Below are 19119 nucleotides of genomic sequence, written 5' to 3'. Positions count from 1 at the left end.
CAGGCTACTGGTCGGGTCGTGCGAGATTCTCAGTAGCCGAGGGGGCCCGCGGGCTTGGCGTACTTCATCCGCACCGGCTCGGTGTGACCAACCAGGTCCACCTCGGTTCGCGGGACTTCGGTGTAGCCGAGGCCGAACCGCACCACGTACTGCTTGTAGAGCGTCACCAGCGGCGCGGCGGCCAATGCCGCCTGCATCGCGGCGCCGTCTCCGACGGCGGTGATCACATACGGCGGGCTGTACGTGCGGCCGTTCAACAGCAGCGTGTTGCCGACGCACCGCGGTGCCGAGGTCCCGATGATCCGCTGGTCCTGCATCTGGATGCCTTCAGCGCCTGCACTCCACAACGCGTTGAGCACTGCCTCGATGTCCTGCTGGTGCACCACCAGGTCGTCGGGGGAGGCGTCGCGGGGGAAGCGGCCCTCCGCGTCGCGCTGGGCATCGTTGAGCGTGACGACGAGACCCGGGCCGCGCATCGGGTCCAAGCCCGCGTCGACGGCCCGTTCGGCCGAGCGCCTGGTGATCGCCGTCAGCGCCGCGGCCGCAGCGGGGGAGCCGCCGTGGTGGTTGTCGATGGTCGACACGAGGGTGTCCCGCTGAGCCGTGAGCCGGTCCACCGACTGTTGAGCTTCGCGCACCAGATCCACAAGCCGCGGCGCGTCGCTACGGCGGATTTCGCTGCCGCCGGACACACCGTGCGTGGCGGCCAGTAGCAGACCCGCCAGCAGACAGATCACCGGCACGCCGAATCGCCAGGGGCTTCGACTGGGCCCCCGCGAACGCTGGGGAGGCTGGTCCATCGGCTCGTCTCCAGGAATTCTTGGGCTGGGGTTCTCCTACGTTAGGCTCGTAGTTACATCGTCGCACTTAGTCGTCCGTCGCACTTAGTCGTCTTTAGTCGCACCAGCGACTTAGTCGTCAGTAGTCGCACCAGCGACTGGTGTGACCACGACCCGACCTCGCGAAGGTAGCCATGCCCAAGTCCAAAGTCCGCAAGAAGAACGATTTCACCATCAACCCGGTGAGCCGGACGCCGGTCAAGGTCAAGGCCGGGCCGTCGAGCGTCTGGTTCGTCGTACTGTTCTGCGGCCTGATGCTCATCGGGCTGGTGTGGCTGCTGGTGTTCCAGCTCGCGTCGAATGCGATCCCGTTCCTCGCCGACCTCGGCCCGTGGAACTATGCCATCGCCTTTGCTTTCATGATCACCGGTCTGTTGCTCACGATGCGCTGGCGCTAGCCGTACAGACCATCGGTATGAATTCAACTAGGTCTCCACGCGTTACCCGTTTAGCAACCTTGCGGTCACCGGATCACACCGATGTGATTCATCCCCATTGGGGATAGCACTTGTGGATAACCTCATTAGCAACGGTAAAAGGGTGTTAGTTGTCCATCCAGCAAACTGAGTGGAGCCCTTCGACGCTCGGAATCGCTGCTTGCGGCATGATCGGGCTCATCTTGGCTATCGCCGCTGTGACCATGATCACAGATCCACCTGGTCGCATTCTTCTCGGGATTGCCGCAGCGGGTTTGCTCGTGTTTGCAAGCGCATCCTGGCGCGCACGACCAAAACTGGCAATTCGTGGCGACGGTCTACTTATCCGCGGATGGACGCGGTCAAACCTGCTTCGGCCAACGGATATCAAGATCATCCGGATCACCGAATTCCGGCGGCTCGCGCGTAAAGTGCGGCTACTCGAGATCGACACAACCGACGATCAGCTACTGGTGTTCACCCGGTGGGATCTGGGCACCGATCCGCTGAACGTGCTGGACGCGCTGACTGCCGCCGGTTACGCCGGCGGCCGATGACCGCTCGAACCGGCCGGGCCGCGGTCGGTTCGAGCTGAGCTCCGCTAGGAGACCGTGATCGACTCGATCACCACCGGTTCGGTCGGCCGGTCGCTGCGATCGGTGGGCGTCGTGGCGATGGCGTCCACCACCTTCTGCGATTCCGGATCGACCACCTCACCGAAGATCGTGTGGCGGCGATTCAGATGCGGCGTCTTGCCGACCGTGATGAAGAACTGCGAGCCGTTGGTCCCGGGTCCCGCGTTGGCCATCGCCAACAGATAGGGCTTGTCGAACTGCAACTCCGGGTGGAACTCGTCGGCGAACTGATAGCCGGGGCCGCCGCGACCGGTGCCGGTCGGATCGCCGCCCTGGATCATGAAACCCTCGATGACGCGGTGGAAGACCGCGCCGTCGTAGAACGGACCCGACGAGCCGCCCGATGCGTTCTCGGTGCTGTAGTCCTGGGTGCCCTGCGCCAGTCCGACGAAATTCCCGACGGTCTTGGGGGCGTGGTTGCCGAACAGTGCGATCTTGATGTCACCGCGGTTGGTGTGCAGAGTCGCGGTCGCTGTCTGAATGGGGCTCGTCACGGGATGCCAGTCTGCCACCTGCCGTCCAACCGCCGACGCGGGGTGGCAGTTGGTGGCAGGCTGGGAGGCGACTGACGATCACGCCGCGAAAGAGGTGGACATGAGCTTGAAGACGGACGTTCGGTTGACCCCGAGCCAGCGGCTGAGTCGAGGGTTGAAGTACTCGGCGGTCGGTCCGGTCGACGTCACCCTCGGCACAGTGGGCCTGAGCCTGCACGGCGCCCAGTCGGCGGCGGGACGGATCCGTCGCAGTCTGGAAAAGAGCAGGCTGGCCAAGGAGATCGGTGAGGCGCAGGAGGTCATCGCCAACCTGCCCGCAGCGATCGCAGACGCCCGCAAGCCCAAGCGCAAGCGGCGGCCGTTGCTGTTCGTCGCAGCGGGCGCGGCGGTGCTGGCCGGGGGAGCGGTGGCGTTTTCGATCGTCCGCCGGTCGATGCAGCCCGAGCCGTCGCCGTTGCCGCCCAGCGTCGACGTGACGCCCAAACCGTAGTCGCGCCTGGGTCGTCGCCGTGGCCGTCTCGGTCTTTGATCTGTTCTCCATCGGCATTGGGCCGTCGAGTTCCCACACCGTCGGGCCGATGCGAGCCGCGGGGCGGTTCGCATCTCACCTCGCCGACGACGGGATGCTGCCCGCCGTGGCGCGGGTACGCATCGAGTTGTACGGATCGCTGGGCGCCACGGGCGCCGGGCACGGCACGCCGGGCGCGGTGGTTCTCGGACTCGAGGGCAACCAGCCGGAGACCATCGATCCGGCGTTCGCCAGAACCAGAGTCGAGGAGATCAACTCCGGCGGCAGGCTGCTGCTGGCCGGCTCGCACGCAATTGCTTTCGACCACACCGCAGACATCGTATTGTCGTTGCGCGCCATGGACTTTCACAGCAACGGCATGGTGTTCCTGGCCTTCGACAGCGACGGCGCCGAACTGACTCGTCGTGTCTACTACTCGGTCGGCGGCGGGTTCGTCGTCGACGAGGACGAGGCGGCGACGCCGCGCGAGGAGGCCGCGGTCCCGTATCCGTTCAACACCGCCGAGGAACTCGTCCGGTTGGCGACCGAAGAACGTTGCAGCATCGCCGAATTGATGGCCCGTAACGAAGCCGCGCTCGGCCGCGAGGCCGACCTGCGGGCGGGCCTGCTGCGGATCTGGGCGGCCTTCCAGGAGTGCGTCGAGGCCGGTCTCGCGGCATCGGGGACGCTGCCGGGAAGGCTTCGCGTCAAGCGCCGGGCGCGGCTACTCGCCGAGTCGCTGGACCCCGACGATCCGCTGTATGCGATGGATTGGCTGACGGTCTACGCGCTGGCCGTCAACGAGGAGAACGCCGGCGGCGGGCGGGTGGTGACCGCGCCCACCAACGGCGCAGCCGGCGTCATTCCTGCTGTGCTGCACTACTATTGGCGGTTCGTTCCCGGTGCGACGGAGGACGGCATCATCGAGTTCCTCCTGACGGCCGCGGCGATCGGTCAGCTATTCAAAGCCAACGCGTCGATCTCGGGCGCGGAGGTCGGCTGCCAGGGGGAGGTCGGTTCGGCGTGCTCGATGGCCGCCGCCGGGTTGGCGGCCGTGCTCGGCGGAACGCCTGCGCAGGTCGAGAACGCCGCCGAGATCGGCATCGAACACAACCTCGGGCTGACCTGTGATCCTGTCGGCGGCCTGGTGCAGATTCCGTGCATCGAGCGCAACGCGGTGGCGGCGGTCAAGGCGATCACTGCGGCGCGAATGGCGTTGCACGGAGACGGAACTCATCACGTCAGCCTCGATACCGCGATCAAGACGATGCGCGACACCGGCGCCGACATGAAAGACAAGTACAAGGAGACCTCGACGGGCGGGCTCGCCCTCAATGTCGTCGAGTGCTGAGCACAATGCGCAGAACCTGCTAATCGCCCATTGTGCAAAGTTGTGCACACAAGCGAGCCAGCAACCACCCAGCGGAGATACGTTCGGCCGCAAGCAAGTTCACAACGAACTGCTCGACAAATGAAAGGCCGAACCATGAAGATCCGTAATCTCGTTGCGCCCGCCGTGCTGGCCGCCGGTGGTGCCGCGGCAATCACCCTGGCACCGCTGGCACAGGCAGATGCGACACCGCCGCCGTGCAGCTTCACCGGCAATGCCAGCGTGTGTCAGACAGAGGGCAACGCTCAGGTGAGTGCACTGCCTCCGACGTTCGACTCGCAGGCGCAGTATCCGTTCGGCGAGTACGGCGGACTGCTGTTCCATCACCGCGGCCGACACGGCTAGCAGACAGACGTTGTGGAGCCTAGGAGAATCGAACTCCTGACATCTACCTTGCAAAGGTAGCGCTCTACCAACTGAGCTAAGGCCCCTGATGTGGTCAGGACGGCACGTCGGCCGCGGTGTGCCACACCTCGACGCCGTGCCGTGACCGCCAGATCGTGATGACGACGGCGACCACGATCCCCGATGCGAGCACGAACACCAGCCTCAAGGTGTGCACCTTTCCGTGGGGCTAGGAGGACTCGAACCTCCGACCTCTTCGTTATCAGCGAAGCGCTCTAACCGCCTGAGCTATAGCCCCGAAATCCGCACGGACGAGCGACGAGATTACCGCACCGGTAGGCCGCCGCCCAAACCCAATCCTCCCAAGTCCGCCCCCTGCCCCTTCGGGGCGGGAGGTGCCCCCATCGGTCCTACCCCGCCGGACCTCAATCCCTGTCCGCCAGCGTCACCTCGACGCCACCGACCAGATCGGTGGTCAAGTTGTAGATGAACGCCGCGCACGTCGCCATCGCGGTCAGCAGCACGATGTTCACCAGACCGATCAGCGCAGCCCCGCCGAAGATCGTTCCGCTGGATACCAGCTCGCCGCCGGTGCTGCCGCCCGCACTGGTCAGCAGGTCGCCGACGTTGCTGTTCAGCTTGCTCCACACGCCCATGCCGCCCAGCACCAGATACAGGAACGCGACCGCGATCATCCAGACGAAGAACAGCGCCACCGACAACACCAGCGACACCTTCAGCGTGCTCCACGGGTCGATCCGGCGGATCTGCATGCTGGCCCGCACCGGCCCCTTGTGCCGGTTACCGACCTGCGTCCGACCGGAGGCCGAAGGGCGGCTCGCCGGCTCCGCCGCCGGCCGCTGCTCGGAGGTCGCCTTGCGTGGCTGCGCCTGCCGTGGCGCGGGCCCCGACAAGTCGGGCAGCTCGCTGGCATACGTCTCGGGCCGCACCGTTTCGGTGCGCTCACCGAACGGTGCCCCGTCCTGGTCATGCGCAGGCGCCCCGGACCCGCCCGCGATGAAGCGGTTCAGCCGGGCGTCCACACCGGCGTTGTGGCCGCCCTCGGGTGCCTGCCGCTGCGGCTGGCGCCTGGCGCCCGCGGGCCCCCGCTGCCAAGGTGGCACGTCGTTGCCGCCGCGTGGGGATGGGTTGCCGGGCGAGCCGTTTTCGGTTGACGACGGCCCGCCGCCGGAGCCGTTGGCGCTGCCGGGGGCCTCACCCGTGCGCGGGTACCCCGGCTCGTTCGGTGAACTCACCTACGGCTCCTTAGCGGTCTCAGGCCTCGGCGACAGGGTCGTCAGGGGCCTCGTTTTCCTCGGCGTTACGCGCAATGGCAACCAGTGTGTCGCCCTCACCCAGGTTCATCAAGCGAACACCCTTGGTCTGCCGCCCGGCCTTGCGAACCTGGCGAGCCGCCGTCCGGATGACGCCCCCACCGGAAGTGATGGCGTACAACTCTGTGTCGTCATCGACTATCAACGCTCCGACCAGAGTGCCACGGCGCTTGTCGAACTGGATCGTCAGCACCCCTTTGCCGCCGCGGCCCTGGACCGGATACTCGTCGATCGCGGTCCGCTTGGAGTACCCGCCGGACGTTGCGACCAGCAAATATGTGTCCGGCTGCACCACATTCAACGACAGCAGCGTGTCCTCTTCGTTGAATCGCATGCCCTGCACACCGGAGGTGGCCCGGCCCATCGGCCGCAGTGCTTCATCGGTTGCTGAGAACCGGATCGACTGACCCTTGGCCGACACCAACAGCAGATCGTCCTCTGCCGAGCACAGCACCGCGCCCACCAGTTCGTCACCGTCGCGCAGGTTCACCGCGACGATGCCGCCCGACCGGTTGGAGTCGAAGTCGGTCAGCTTGGACTTCTTCACCAGGCCGTTCTTGGTGGCCAACACGAGGTACGGCGCGTCCTCGTAGCTCCTGATCTGGATCACCTGCGCGATGCGCTCTTCCGGCTGGAAGGCCAGCAGGTTCGCGACGTGCTGACCCCGCGCGGTGCGTGACGCCTCCGGCAGGTCGTACGCCTTGGCGCGGTACACCCTGCCCTGGGTGGTGAAGAACAGGATCCAGTCGTGCGTCGAGCACACGAAGAAGTGGTTGACGATGTCGTCCTGCTTGAGCCCTGCGCCCTGCACACCCTTGCCGCCACGTTTCTGACTGCGGTACAGGTCGGTCTTCGTGCGCTTGGCGTACCCGGTCTCGGTGATCGTGACGACGACGTTCTCGCGAGCGATCAGGTCCTCGTCGCTGACGTCCCCGTCGGCGGCGACGATGCGGGTCAACCGGTCGTCGCCGTATTTGTCGACGATCTCCTTGAGCTCGTCGCGCACGATGGCGCGCTGCCGCTCGGGCTTGGCCAGGATGTCTTCCAGGTCGGCGATCTCGGCCTCGATCTTGGCGAGGTCGTCGACGATCTTCTGACGTTCCAGCGCGGCCAGCCGGCGCAACTGCATGTCCAGGATCGCCTGCGCCTGGATCTCGTCGATGTCGAGCAGTTCGATCAAGCCCTGCCGGGCCACATCGACGGTCTCCGACGCCCGGATCAACGCGATCACTTCGTCCAGCGCGTCGAGCGCCTTGACCAGACCGCGCAGGATGTGAGCCCGCTCGTTGGCCTTGCGCAGCCGGTAGGTGGTGCGCCGAACGATGACATCGAGTTGGTGGTTGACGTAGTGGCGGATCAGCTGGTCAAGCCGCAGCGTGCGGGGCACGCCGTCGACGATGGCCAGCATGTTGGCGCCGAAACTGGTCTGCAGCTGGGTGTGCTTGTAGAGGTTGTTCAGCACCACCTTGGCCACGGCGTCGCGCTTGAGCTCGACCACGATCCGCAGGCCGACACGGTCGCTGGACTGGTCCTCGATGTTCGAGATGCCCGCCAGCTTCCCGTCGCGGACCTGCTCGGCGATCGAGGTGATGAAGTTGTCGTGGTTCACCTGATACGGCAGCTCGGTGATCACGATGCCGGTGCGTCCGCGGTTGTCCTCCTCGATTTCGCAGACGCCGCGCATCCGCACCGACCCACGGCCGGTGCTGTACATGTCGGCGATGCCCTGCGAGCCGACGATCAGACCCTTGGTGGGGAAGTCGGGACCCTTGATGCGCTCACACACCGCCTCGAGCGTGGCTTCCTCGTCGGCGTCGTGGTTCTCCAGACACCAGTACACCGCCTCGGCGAGCTCACGCAGATTGTGCGGCGGGATGTTGGTGGCCATGCCGACCGCGATACCGCCCGAGCCGTTGGCGAGCAGGTTCGGGAACCGGCTCGGCAGAACCGTCGGCTCCTGCACACGCCCGTCGTAATTCGGGATGAAATCGACTGTCTCCTCGTCGATTTCGCGCAGCATCTCCATGGCAAGCGGAGTCAGCCGCGCTTCGGTGTACCTCATCGCCGCTGGCGGATCGTTACCCGGCGAGCCGAAGTTGCCCTGGCCGTCGACCAGCGGGTACCGCAGCGACCACGGCTGAGCCATCCGGACCAATGTGTCGTAGATCGACGCGTCGCCGTGCGGATGGTAATTGCCCATCGTCTCCGCAACGGAGCGTGCGGATTTCGCGTGGCTGCGATCGGGGCGGAAGCCCGAGTCGTACATCGCGTAGAGCACCCGGCGGTGTACCGGCTTGAGTCCGTCGCGCACCTCGGGCAGCGCGCGCCCGACGATGACGCTCATCGCGTAGTCGATGTAGCTGCGCTGCATCTCCTGCTGAATGTCGACAGGCTCGATGCGGTCGCCGGCTTCGTCGCCAGGCGGCAACGTGGTGTCAGTCATGAATTTTCAGCCCTAATTGTTGTGTACTTTGCGGCTAAACATCAAGGAAGCGAACGTCTTTGGCGTTGCGCGTGATGAAGCTGCGGCGTGCCTCGACGTCCTCGCCCATCAGGATCGAGAACAACTCGTCGGCGGCGGCGGCGTCGTCCAGCGTGACTTGGCGCAACACCCGCACGGAGGGGTCCATGGTGGTTTCCCACAACTCCTTGGCGTCCATCTCACCGAGACCCTTGTAACGCTGGATGCCGTCGTCGACGTTGATCTTGCGACCCGCCTTCTTGCCCGCTTCGAGCAGGCCGTCACGCTCGCGGTCGGAATAGGCGAACTCCGGCTCGGAACGCTGCCACTTCAGCTTGTACAGCGGCGGTTGTGCCAGGAACACGTGGCCGTTCTCGATCAGCGGCTTCATGAACCGGAACAGCAGCGTCAACAGCAACGTCGAGATGTGCTGGCCGTCCACGTCGGCGTCGGCCATCAGCACGATCTTGTGATAGCGCAGCTTGGTGATGTCGAACTCGTCGTGGATGCCGGTGCCCAGCGCGGTGATGATCGCCTGGACTTCGGTGTTCTTCAGCACCCGGTCGATGCGTGCCTTCTCGACGTTGATGATCTTGCCGCGCAACGGCAGAATCGCCTGGAACATCGAATCGCGGCCGCTCTTGGCGGAGCCACCGGCCGAGTCACCCTCCACCACATACAGTTCCGACTTGCGTGGATCAGTGGAGCGGCAGTCCGCGAGCTTGCCCGGCAGGCCGCCGATGTCGGTGGCGCTCTTGCGGCGGACCAGCTCACGGGCCTTGCGCGCCGCGATCCGCGCCTGCGCCGACGAAACAGCTTTGTTGACAACGGTTTTCGCCTCGGCGGGGTTGGCCTCGAACCAGTGGCTCATCTGCTCGTTGCAGATCTTCTGCACGAACGACTTCACCTCGGTGTTGCCGAGCTTGGTCTTGGTCTGGCCCTCGAACTGCGGTTCGGCCACCTTCACCGAGATCACCGCGGCCAGGCCCTCGCGGATGTCGTCGCCGGTCAGGTTGGGGTCTTTGTCCTTGAGGAGCTTCTTGTCCTTGGCGTACTTGTTCACCACGCTGGTGAGCGCGGCGCGGAAGCCCTCTTCGTGGGTGCCACCCTCGTGGGTGTTGATGGTGTTGGCGAAGGTGTGCACCGACTCCGAGTAGCCGGCGTTCCACTGCATCGCGATCTCCACCTCGTGCCCTTCACCCTTGCCAGCGAAATCGACGATGCTCTGATGGATCGGCGTCTTGGTCCTGTTGATGTGCTTGACGAAGTCGACCAAACCGCCGGGGTAGTGGAAGGTCCGGTTCTTCACCTTGTGCGGGCCGGCCGCCTCGGCTGCCTTCTCCTCCGCCGACTTGGGCGCCTCGGCGGTATCACTGACCACCTCGTCGGTGACCTCTTCGGCAGACACCCGCTCATCGGACAGGGTGATGGTCAGCCCCTTGTTGAGGAACGCCATCTCCTGCAGTCTGCGGGCCACCGTCTCGAAGTCGTAGTTGGTGGTTTCGAAGACATTCGGGTCGGCCCAGAACCGGATGGTAGTGCCGGTCTTCTTGGTTTTCTCGCCCTGCTTGAGAGTGCCAGGAACCGAGTTGTCGTAGGACTGGAACCACTCGTAGCCGTCGGTGCGGATATCCGCCTCCAGCCGGGTGGACAACGCGTTCACAACCGAGACGCCCACCCCGTGCAGACCGCCGGAAACGCTGTAAGCGCCTTCCTCGAACTTGCCGCCCGCGTGCAGCACCGTCATTACGACGTCAACGGTGGGGATGCCGGTCGAGTGCATGGCCACCGGGATGCCGCGCCCGTTGTCGGTGACCTCGACGCCCCCGTCGTCGAGGAGTCGCACCGAGACTTCGGTGGCGAAGCCAGCCATCGCTTCGTCGACCGCGTTGTCCACGACCTCCCAGATGAGGTGGTGCAGGCCCCGCTCACCGGTGGAACCGATGTACATGCCGGGACGTTTGCGGACGGCTTCCAGGCCCTCGAGGACCTTGATGGAGTCGGCGCCGTACTGTTCCTGTGCTTTCTTCTTAGCAGCAGCCACGGGCGGAAGCTTCCCTACTTTCTGAATGGGGGGTGGTGCTCTGACGGCGAATCGGTCACCGTCGGCAAGTCATGACAACAGTCTACCGGCTGATAGCGCCGGGACCGATCCTGAGGCGGCGTTTCTGCACACCTATTTGCGCCGTCTGTGGAATTTCTCGATCTCAGGTGCGTGAAGTCGCTCAAGCGGTAGGGTCGTGGCGTTCTGGCGGCTCTCAGCCCACCGGCGCGGACGCCCTCAGCCGTACGTGTCGCGGGGTCCGCGGCCGGCGATGTGGTAGCGCCCCTTCCGCCACGACGGCGCCACCGGGCCGACGATTTTCAGCGACGTCACCACGCCGTCGCCGACCGCGGCGGCGATCTTGGCCAACAGTTGCGCCTGCACCATCCGAAGCTGCGTGGCCCACGCCGTCGACTCGGCCGACACGGTCAGCACCCCGTCGTTGAGTGCTGTCGGCGACGCGTGTGCGGCGATCTGCTCACCGACCACACTGGGCCACCGGCCGAAGACCGAGCCTTCCGCGACCCGGCCCGACCAACCGCGCCGCCGGGCCAGATCGCTGGTGGCGGCGCCGAGAAGCTGTGGGTCCCGCGAGTCGGGGCCGGGCCCCGACCAGCGGCGGCGACTGGTCCCGGCGACCCTGCGTCGGGCGGGCGAGGTGCGGCCACGGCCGACGTCCTTGCCCTGCGTCCTGGCCGCGCCGCGGGCCTCCTCCAGGGTTCGGCGCACCAGATCCATGCCGGCCAATCCGGCCAGGTGCGCCGGCGGGCCTGCGGCGGTCTCGTCAGGATTCTCGTCGTCGTTCATGACACCACCTTCGACATCCGGCCACCGTCGTCGTCCTGCATGGTGATCTCGATGCGGCGGGCGTCCCAGTCGCCCGGGATGTCCTCGTGCACGGCCGCCGTCACCAACACCTGCTCCGCGTTGCCTGCGACGTTCGCCAACGCCTGCCGGCGGGCGTTGTCCAGTTCGGCGAACACGTCGTCGAGTAGTAACACCGGGTCGCCGCCTTCGGCGCGAAGCAGTTCATAGCCCGCCAGCCGCAGCGCCAACGCCATCGACCACGATTCACCGTGGCTTGCAAAGCCTTTCGCGACCTGATCACCCAACCGCAGTTCCAGGTCGTCGCGGTGCGGACCCACCAGACAGACACCGCGCTCGAGTTCGGCGTCACGCCGTCGGGCCAGTGCATCGAGCAGCGCCGCCTCGAACACCTCGACGCTGTCGTTTCCGGCGGCCGCCTCGCTCTCGACGATCTCGACCCCGCTGCGGTACTGGATGGCCGCGGGCCGCGACGCGGGCGCCAGTAGCTGGTAGGCCTTTTCTACTTCCGGCGCCAGCTGGTTGACCAGTGCCACCCGCGCGGAGATCAGCTGTGCTCCGTGCGCGGCCAGATGCCCGTCCCACACATCGAGGGTGTCCAACACGCTGCGGTCGCCGCGGTGCCGGGCCCCGCCCGCGGTCTTCAACAACGCGGACCGCTGCCGCAGCACCTTGTCGTAATCGGCTCGTATTCCTGCTATCCGCGGCCTCCTGGTGGTGGCCAGCTCGTCGAGATAGCGGCGCCGCTCACTGGGGTCGCCGCGGACCAGCGCCAAATCCTCGGGAGCGAACAGCACCGCCCGCAGCACCCCGAGGATTTCGCGTGCCGACCGGACGGGGGAGCGGTTCAGCCGCGCTTTGTTGGCCCGGCCCGCCGTGATCTCCAGGTCGACGGCGAGCTCGCGGCCGTCGTTCACCACGATGGTCGACACCACCGCCCGCTCCGCGCCCGCTCGGATCAACGGCGCATCCGAGGCCACCCGATGTGAACCCAGCGTCGACGAATACCATAGGGCCTCAACGAGGTTCGTCTTCCCGAAGCCGTTCGGGCCGACGAACACGGTCCGGCCAGGGGTCAATTCCAGATCGACCTTCGGCCACGACCGGAAGTCTTGTAAGCCCAGACGCCGAACGTGCACTCAATACGCTCCTCGCGTGCGCGTCACCTATCCGGACTCGCTGATTCGTTTCACGGCGTGGCCACCGAACTGATTACGCAACGCCGAAACGGCCTTCATCGCCGGCGATTCCTCCTGTCGGGAGGCAAACCGCGCGAACAACGACGCCGCGATCACCGGCATCGGCACCCGGTGGTTGATGGCCTCCTCGACAGTCCAACGGCCCTCACCCGAATCCTCGGTATAACCGCTGATCGCGTCGAATTCGGGGTCCTCCTTCAACGCCTTGGCCAGCAGTTGCTGCAACCACGACCGAACCACCGTGCCATTCGTCCAGGCCTGGATGACGGCCTGGGTGTCAGTGATCAGGTCTTCTGCGGCCAGCAACTCGTAACCCTCGGCGTAGGCCATCATCAGGCCGTATTCGATTCCGTTGTGCACCATCTTGGCGTAATGGCCCGCACCGACCGGTCCTGCGTGCACGAATCCGTCTTCTCGCGGGCCGGGCGGACGCAACGTGTCGAAGATCGGCATGGCCCTCTGGACGTCGGCGTCGCTGCCGCCGACCATGAGGCCGTAGCCCTCCGTCAGTCCCCACACACCACCGGACACTCCGGCGTCGATGTACGCGATTCCCTTGTCGCCCAATAGTTTTGCGTGCGGCCCGTCTTCGGTGTATCGCGAATTGCCACCGTCGATCACCATGTCGCCCGCCCGAAGCACCTGGGCCAACGCCGCGATGGTTTCATGCGTCACCGGACCGGAGGGCACCATCACCCAGACCACCCGCGGCGCGGTGAGCGCCTCGGCCAGTGCTGCCAGCGTCGGCACGTCGGTGACCTCGGGTCGCGGGTCGAAACCAACCACCTCGTGACCACCCTGACGCAGGCGCTCCCGCATGTTGAAGCCCATTTTGCCTAGGCCGACGAGACCCAATTGCATGTGCGCGCCTCTTTCGTGGCGGTAGGGCCGGTCAGCCCGGAAGCCGCACCGGCATCAGCAGGTAGACGTAGTCGGTTTGAGCGGCGGGGAACGGCCCGCTTCCACCGGCGGACCCATCGTCCTCACCCGCAGGCCGCAGCACCGCGGGACGGCTCGGGGTGGTGAATCCGAACGTCACGCGGTCCGAGTGCAACGAGCCCAACCCGTCGGTCAGGTACGTCGGATTGAACGCGATGGTCAGCGGGTCACCCGAGAAGGCGACAGGAAGATCTTCTTCCGCACGGCCGACGTCATCAGCGCCTGCCGACAGTCGCAGCACATCGTCGGCGAACTCCATGCGCACCTGAGCGCCGCGGTCGGCGACCAATGCCACACGCTTGATCGCCTCGGTGAGTTCGGCGACGCCGATGGTCGCGATCGCGGTGTGCTCGGCGGGCAGCAGCTGACGGAACTTCGGGAACTCCGCGTCGAGCAAGCGCGTGGTGCTGCGCTTGCCGTCGCTGCGAATACCCAGCAGACCTTCGGTGCCGACCGCCGCCCCGCTCCCGAGCGACAGGTGCACATCGGTACCATCGGCACCGGCCTTCGCCGCCTCGGCCAACGTCTTGGCCGGAACGAGGACCGCCGCCTCGAGGTCTGCCGACGTGGTCGACCATGTCAGTTCACGTACCGCGAGCCGGAATCGGTCGGTGGCCGCCAAAACGACCTTTTCACCGGAGATCTCGACCCGGATGCCGGTGAGCATGGGCAACGTGTCATCGCGTCCGGCGGCGACCGCGACCTGGCCGATGGCCTCGGCGAACAACTGCGACGAGACGACGCCGGTGTCCTCCGGCAGCGCAGGCAGCGCCGGGTAATCCTCGACCGCCATGGTGGGCAACGAGAAACGGGCGCTGCCGCAAGTCAGTGAAACGCGCGTTCCCTCGACGCTGACGTCAACGGGCTTCGCCGGCAACGCCCTGGTGATGTCGGACAACAACCGGCCAGAGACCAAAACGCTTCCAGGAGAAGCGATTTCAGCGGCGACCCGCACTTCGGCGGATACTTCATAGTCGAATCCCGAGATGGTGAGCCCATCATCGGTGCCGGTGAGCAGCACTCCGGCCAACACCGGCACGGTGGGCCGAGTGGGCAAATTCCTGGCAACCCAGGCCACGGCGTCGGCGAAGTCTTCGCGAACTAGCCGGAATTTCAGATCGGTGAGACCAACGGTTGTCGTCGCCACGTCCATAGCGTCCCTTCGATACACACCACAACAAGGTCTTACCAGCGGTTTCCCGGTGTCTCGCGACGCGTCTGCCCGATGCGCTCCGACGACCGTAACGGCTGTCGATGAACCACCGTAGAGCTTTCCGCCTCAACTTGAAAGCTAATCGATCGCGGTGACATCGGCGTTCGATGAGCGGATGTGCGCTCGGCGAATCGTCGTGTCCCCAAGGCGCTTCTTCGAAGAAGAATCTATGGAGATATACGAGCAACAGTATTAGGGCTTGTGGATGCTGGGGATAACCACAAGTCCGCCCTGCGTGACGCGCACTGCCACGTGTTGACGAGTTGGGGATACTTTCCAAGAAGCGGCGCCCGCGTTGTGGACTTCGGTCGCATTGTGAACGAATCACGAGAAAACTCGATGGTTGACCGCAGGTTGTCCACACGGGTATCCACACCGGCTCCCTGTGACAACTGGGGCCGACGGTGCCAAAGTTTTTTGGAAGTTTTCCGGGTACGCAAGAGGCCACCCCGGAGTTACCCGCGATTCAGGAACAGGAAACGTCGTCAGACGACGCGAGGTCAGCGCTTGGACCGCTGACGGATGCGCGTGGTCAGTTCTTTGACGTGGTCGAAGACCTCACGGCGCTCGGCCATTTCGCCCCGGATCTTCTTCTCCGCATACATGACCGTGGTGTGGTCGCGGCCGAACGCTTGGCCGATCTTGGGCAAGGACAGGTCGGTGAGCTCCCGACACAGGTACATGGCGATCTGTCGGGACTGCGCCAGCGCCCTGGTCTTGCCCGGCCCGCGCAATTCCTCAACCGTGGTCTCGAAGTATTCGGCGGTCGCCGCCATGATGGTCGCGGTGCTGATCTGCATCGTGCCGGCGTCCGCGATCAGGTCGCGCAGCACGATCTCGGCCAACGACTTGTCGATAGGCGTCTTGTTCAGTGACGCAAACGCGGTGACGCGGATCAGGGCGCCCTCGAGTTCGCGGATGTTTCGCTCGATGCTGCTCGCGATCAACTCGAGCACGTCGCCAGGTACGTCGAGGCGATCCATCTGAGCCTTCTTGCGCAGAATCGCGATCCGCGTCTCCAGTTCGGGCGGCTGGACGTCGGTGATCAGCCCCCATTCGAACCGGGTCCGCAGCCGGTCCTCCAGCGTGGCCAGCTGCTTGGGCGGCCGGTCAGAGGAGATGACGATCTGCTTGTTCGCGTTGTGCAGCGTGTTGAAGGTGTGGAAGAACTCTTCCTGGATGCCTTCCTTGCCTTCGATGAATTGGATGTCATCGACCAACAACACGTCGATGTCTCGGTAGCTGCGCTTGAACGACGCCTTGCGGTCGTCGCGCAGCGAGTTAATGAAGTCGTTAGTGAATTCTTCGGTGGACACGTACTTGACGCGCATGCCGGGAAACAGCCGTTGGGCGTAATTACCTGCGGCATGCAGGAGATGTGTCTTGCCGAGCCCGGATTCGCCCCAGATGAACAACGGGTTGTAGGCCCTGGCGGGCGCCTCAGCAATCGCGAGGGTGGCGGCGTGAGCGAACCGATTCGACGCTCCGATGACGAAGGTGTCGAACGTGTAGCGGCGGTTCAGGTTGACCGCCGTCGGCTCGCCTGCGGACATCCCCTGCGGGCGGTTGGCGAAGTACGTCGGCCAGCTTTCCTCGGCACTGGCGAGCGCTTCGGAGTCCTCGTCGACTTCATCGGCTTCGGCGATGGAAGGGATGGACGGCGTCGATGCGAAGCCGCTGACGGCTTCATCGGAGTCGGCCGGGGTGGGGGCTGCGATGCGCACACCTAGTTCGACGCGCTGACCCAGCTGACGGCTCAACGCAGAAATGATCGGTTCGCGCAGGTGCCGTTCGATCTCGTTCTGGACAAACGGGGTCGGCACGGACAGCAAGGCAAACCCCTCCGCGATGACGAGTGGCTGAACCAGCTTCAACCAGGCTCTTTGCTGCGGGGTAAGGGTGGGAATTGCGGAGTCTCCGTTGTGAGTTCCGCCGTTGTGGGTGTCGCCGTTGAGTTCGGCCACCACGTTGTTCCAGACTGCGACGAAGGGTGGGTCGGGGTCAGCTGTCAATGACCACTACCCCCTCGAGGCCGATCCGGAGACGACCAAATGAACGATGACGAACTGTCCACATAGTTATCCACAGCCTGTGGAGACAGGACAGCCATCTCGCTCTGTTGTCTACCGGCGAGAACACCGCGGGCCGGGGCTCGTCACAGTGATGTTGCGCACTGTGGGCTCGCGACTTGGTCGGCGTCCTCGCTTCGTTGTCGTCGCCGTTTCGTTATCGAAGCGGCATTGGCAGAAGCTAACAGTTTTCTTCCCGAGTGCCAACCGTTCTGCAACATTCACCGGAGTCAGATTTTTGCTCACGACCAGGGCGTGACGGCTGTGGCGAATGTAAAGCGTCCAGGCCTGCCGGGTGGTCGCTCAGGCGAGGTTTGACCCAGCGAAATCTCGTCAGTACCCTCGAACAGTCGCCCGAACGTGGCGATACGGCTGCGACCCAGGGCTGTCTGGAGACCGCGCCGGTTAGCACGCAAGACGGACGAGCTTACCAACGGCAACCGCGTCCCCCCCGAGGTGTATTCGGCATGGGTTGCGGATGCCAGACGCAACGAGGAGTGAACAGCCGTGGCCAAGGGCAAGCGGACCTTTCAGCCCAACAACCGCCGACGCGCGCGGGTGCACGGGTTCCGGCTGCGGATGCGCACCCGCGCCGGCCGGGCGATCGTGTCGAACCGGCGTGGCAAGGGGCGCCGCAAGCTGACTGCGTGACTCCCCGGGTGAGTTCGGGCAAGGTCTAGCGCGGTGCTTCCGGCTCGATACCGGATGACGCGGTCCACTGACTTCGGTGCCACGGTCAGTCAAGGGGTGCGGGCGGTGCAGCCCGACCTCGTCGTACACGCGTCGCGGTCCGACGGATCACAAGATGGGCCGCGGATCGGTCTGGTGGTTTCCAAGGCCGTCGGCAGCGCGGTGCAGCGGCACCGGGTGGCGCGGCGGTTGCGACACGTCGCGCGGACGGTCATCGACGAACTCGATCCCGCCGACCGCATCGTGATCCGGGCATTACCGAGCAGTCGCACCGCCATCTCGGCGCGACTCGAGCAGGAGTTGCGGACAGCGTTGCGCCGTACCCGCCACCGCAATGAGGCATCCGATCGATGACACCGGTTGCCCGCGGGCTCATTTTTCTGATCGAGCTCTACCGTCACACCATCTCGCCGATGCGATTGCCGACGTGCCGGTTCAGTCCGTCCTGTAGCCAATACGCAGTCGAGGCGCTGACGGAGTACGGGTTGCTGCGGGGCGGGTGGCTGGCGACGGTGCGGTTGCTGAAGTGCGGTCCGTGGCATCGGGGAGGATGGGACCCGGTACGCGAGCGCCGCCTGTCGGGTGACGAGCGTGAGTGCGCACAATCCGGCGCCGAAATGGAAAGCGAGACTCGTGTTTAACTGGTTCAGCCTGGACTTCATCTACTGGCCGGTGTCGGCGATCATGTGGGTTTGGTACAAGGCGTTCGCTTTCGTCCTCGGCCCGTCCAACTTCTTCGCGTGGGCGCTGGCGGTGATGTTCCTCGTCTTCACGTTGCGCGCCATCTTGTACAAGCCCTTCGTTCGGCAGATCCGGACCACGCGGCAGATGCAGGAGTTGCAGCCGCAGATCAAGGCGCTGCAGAAGAAGTACGGCAAGGACCGGCAGCGCATGGCGCTGGAGATGCAGAAGCTGCAGCGCGAGCACGGGTTCAACCCGTTGATGGGCTGCCTGCCCATCTTCGCGCAGGTGCCGGTGTTCCTCGGGCTGTATCACGTGCTGCGGTCCTTCAACCGGACCGGCGGAATGATGGGCATCGGGCACCTGAACCTGACGGTCGAGCAGAACCGGTCGATCGGCAACTACATCTTCAGCCCGACGGACGTAGCCCACTTCCTGGACGCGAATCTGTTCGGCGCACCGATCGGCGCGTACATGACGCAGACCAACGGCTTGGATGCGTTCACCGAATTCAGCCGCGCGGCGGTGATCGCCGTCGGCCTTCCGTTGATGATCGCGGCGGGCGTTGCGACGTACTTCAACAGCCGCGCATCGGTGGCGCGGCAGAGTGCCGAGGCGGCCGCCAACCCGCAGACCGCGATGATGAACAAGCTGGCGTTGTATGTGTTCCCGTTCGGCGTGGTCGCCGGCGGACCGTTCCTGCCGCTGGCGATCATCCTGTACTGGTTCGCGAACAACATCTGGACCTTCGGACAGCAGCACTACGTGTTCGGCATGATCGCCAAAGAGGAAGAGGCGAAGAAGGTCGAGGCGCAGGAGCGGCGCGCGGCCAACGCTCCCAAGCCGGGCGCCAAGCCCGCCCGTCAACGTAAGGCGCAATCCGAGGCGACCGAGATCGCCGCGAGCGACGGCACCGAGGCCGCCGGGAACGCTGTGGAGCCTGAGGACGGCGACGGCGGACCGCGGCCGGGAGCGGCACCGCGGCCAGGCGCACGGCCGAAGAAACGCAAGCGTTGACCGGAGCAGTTTCCGGCGGA

The 19119-nt window shown here is 65.2% G+C and carries 18 protein-coding genes, 2 tRNA genes and 1 pseudogene; 9 read left to right on the top strand and 12 right to left on the bottom strand.

Going from position 1 to position 19119, the window contains the following annotated elements; genetic code table 11:
* Positions 1-29: 29 nt before the first annotated feature.
* Positions 30-800 (bottom strand): DUF881 domain-containing protein, encoded by a 771-nt coding sequence (locus ACGFK1_RS23130; protein ID WP_393434686.1) that lies wholly within the window; start codon positions 798-800, stop codon positions 30-32.
* Between the two features lie 173 nt (positions 801-973).
* Between ACGFK1_RS23130 and crgA the strand changes: the two genes are divergently transcribed.
* Complete coding sequence (crgA, locus tag ACGFK1_RS23125; RefSeq protein WP_067798178.1) at positions 974-1237, top strand: cell division protein CrgA; 264 nt, start codon at positions 974-976, stop codon at positions 1235-1237.
* Between the two features lie 155 nt (positions 1238-1392).
* Positions 1393-1812 carry a PH domain-containing protein gene (locus tag ACGFK1_RS23120; protein WP_393434757.1) on the top strand — a complete coding sequence of 140 codons (420 nt, stop codon included), beginning with the start codon at positions 1393-1395 and terminating at the stop codon, positions 1810-1812.
* A 44-nt stretch (positions 1813-1856) separates the two neighbouring features.
* Here the strand turns inward: ACGFK1_RS23120 and ACGFK1_RS23115 are convergent, their stop codons facing one another.
* Positions 1857-2402 carry a peptidylprolyl isomerase gene (locus tag ACGFK1_RS23115; RefSeq protein ID WP_393434682.1) on the bottom strand — a complete coding sequence of 182 codons (546 nt, stop codon included), beginning with the start codon at positions 2400-2402 and terminating at the stop codon, positions 1857-1859.
* An 82-nt stretch (positions 2403-2484) separates the two neighbouring features.
* Between ACGFK1_RS23115 and cwsA the strand changes: the two genes are divergently transcribed.
* The 3 genes from cwsA to ACGFK1_RS23100 all read left to right on the top strand — a co-directional run bounded on the left by cwsA (position 2485) and on the right by ACGFK1_RS23100 (position 4627).
* On the top strand, positions 2485-2874 hold the full coding sequence (gene cwsA / locus ACGFK1_RS23110) for a cell wall synthesis protein CwsA (protein ID WP_393434679.1): 390 nt from the start codon (positions 2485-2487) through the stop codon (positions 2872-2874).
* A gap of 19 nt (positions 2875-2893) precedes the next feature.
* On the top strand, positions 2894-4243 hold the full coding sequence (locus tag ACGFK1_RS23105; RefSeq protein WP_393434676.1) for an L-serine ammonia-lyase: 1350 nt from the start codon (positions 2894-2896) through the stop codon (positions 4241-4243).
* A 135-nt stretch (positions 4244-4378) separates the two neighbouring features.
* Complete coding sequence (locus tag ACGFK1_RS23100; RefSeq protein ID WP_393434673.1) at positions 4379-4627, top strand: hypothetical protein; 249 nt, start codon at positions 4379-4381, stop codon at positions 4625-4627.
* Between the two features lie 13 nt (positions 4628-4640).
* On the opposite strand, the gene ACGFK1_RS23095 is transcribed toward ACGFK1_RS23100, so the two are convergent.
* The 10 genes and pseudogenes from ACGFK1_RS23095 to dnaA form a co-directional block, all read right to left on the bottom strand.
* Positions 4641-4713, bottom strand: a tRNA-Ala gene (locus ACGFK1_RS23095).
* Positions 4714-4851: 138 nt separating this feature from the next.
* A tRNA-Ile gene (locus tag ACGFK1_RS23090) sits at positions 4852-4925 on the bottom strand.
* A gap of 127 nt (positions 4926-5052) precedes the next feature.
* Positions 5053-5883, bottom strand: coding sequence for a DUF3566 domain-containing protein (locus ACGFK1_RS23085; protein WP_393434670.1), 831 nt, complete (start codon positions 5881-5883; stop codon positions 5053-5055).
* 19 nt (positions 5884-5902) lie between these two features.
* Positions 5903-8404: a DNA gyrase subunit A gene (gyrA, locus tag ACGFK1_RS23080; RefSeq protein ID WP_393434667.1), complete on the bottom strand. Its 2502-nt coding sequence runs from the start codon at positions 8402-8404 to the stop codon at positions 5903-5905.
* Between the two features lie 34 nt (positions 8405-8438).
* Complete coding sequence (gene gyrB, locus ACGFK1_RS23075; protein WP_393434664.1) at positions 8439-10466, bottom strand: DNA topoisomerase (ATP-hydrolyzing) subunit B; 2028 nt, start codon at positions 10464-10466, stop codon at positions 8439-8441.
* Positions 10467-10703: 237 nt separating this feature from the next.
* A complete protein-coding gene (locus ACGFK1_RS23070) occupies positions 10704-11273 on the bottom strand; it encodes a DUF721 family protein (protein WP_393434661.1) in 570 nt (189 codons plus the stop codon).
* Complete coding sequence (gene recF, locus ACGFK1_RS23065; RefSeq protein WP_393434658.1) at positions 11270-12430, bottom strand: DNA replication/repair protein RecF; 1161 nt, start codon at positions 12428-12430, stop codon at positions 11270-11272. The genes ACGFK1_RS23070 and recF overlap by 4 nt, the downstream gene beginning before the upstream one ends.
* Before the next feature lie 27 nt (positions 12431-12457).
* A pseudogene (gene gnd, locus ACGFK1_RS23060) lies at positions 12458-13363 on the bottom strand (phosphogluconate dehydrogenase (NAD(+)-dependent, decarboxylating)); the annotation flags it as partial.
* Positions 13364-13382: 19 nt separating this feature from the next.
* Positions 13383-14582 (bottom strand): DNA polymerase III subunit beta, encoded by a 1200-nt coding sequence (dnaN, locus tag ACGFK1_RS23055; protein WP_393434655.1) that lies wholly within the window; start codon positions 14580-14582, stop codon positions 13383-13385.
* A 560-nt stretch (positions 14583-15142) separates the two neighbouring features.
* Positions 15143-16654 (bottom strand): chromosomal replication initiator protein DnaA, encoded by a 1512-nt coding sequence (dnaA, locus tag ACGFK1_RS23050; protein WP_393434652.1) that lies wholly within the window; start codon positions 16652-16654, stop codon positions 15143-15145.
* Between the two features lie 564 nt (positions 16655-17218).
* Between dnaA and rpmH the strand changes: the two genes are divergently transcribed.
* From rpmH to yidC, 4 genes are read left to right on the top strand one after another with little or no spacing between them, the layout of a single operon-like run.
* Complete coding sequence (gene rpmH, locus ACGFK1_RS23045; RefSeq protein WP_015310228.1) at positions 17219-17362, top strand: 50S ribosomal protein L34; 144 nt, start codon at positions 17219-17221, stop codon at positions 17360-17362.
* Positions 17363-17395: 33 nt separating this feature from the next.
* On the top strand, positions 17396-17755 hold the full coding sequence (gene rnpA, locus ACGFK1_RS23040) for a ribonuclease P protein component (RefSeq protein ID WP_393434647.1): 360 nt from the start codon (positions 17396-17398) through the stop codon (positions 17753-17755).
* On the top strand, positions 17752-18042 hold the full coding sequence (gene yidD, locus ACGFK1_RS23035) for a membrane protein insertion efficiency factor YidD (RefSeq protein ID WP_393434644.1): 291 nt from the start codon (positions 17752-17754) through the stop codon (positions 18040-18042). Before rnpA ends, yidD begins: the two co-directional genes overlap by 4 nt.
* Before the next feature lie 43 nt (positions 18043-18085).
* Positions 18086-19099, top strand: a complete 1014-nt coding sequence (gene yidC, locus ACGFK1_RS23030; RefSeq protein ID WP_393434754.1) for a membrane protein insertase YidC — start codon at positions 18086-18088, stop codon at positions 19097-19099.
* Positions 19100-19119 lie beyond the last annotated feature (20 nt).

Source organism: Mycobacterium sp. NPDC048908 (assembly GCF_043197955.1).
In the GTDB taxonomy this organism is placed as follows: domain Bacteria; phylum Actinomycetota; class Actinomycetes; order Mycobacteriales; family Mycobacteriaceae; genus Mycobacterium.
Note: the sequence above shows the minus strand (reverse complement) of the source record. Positions and strands in the feature narration are given on the sequence as shown.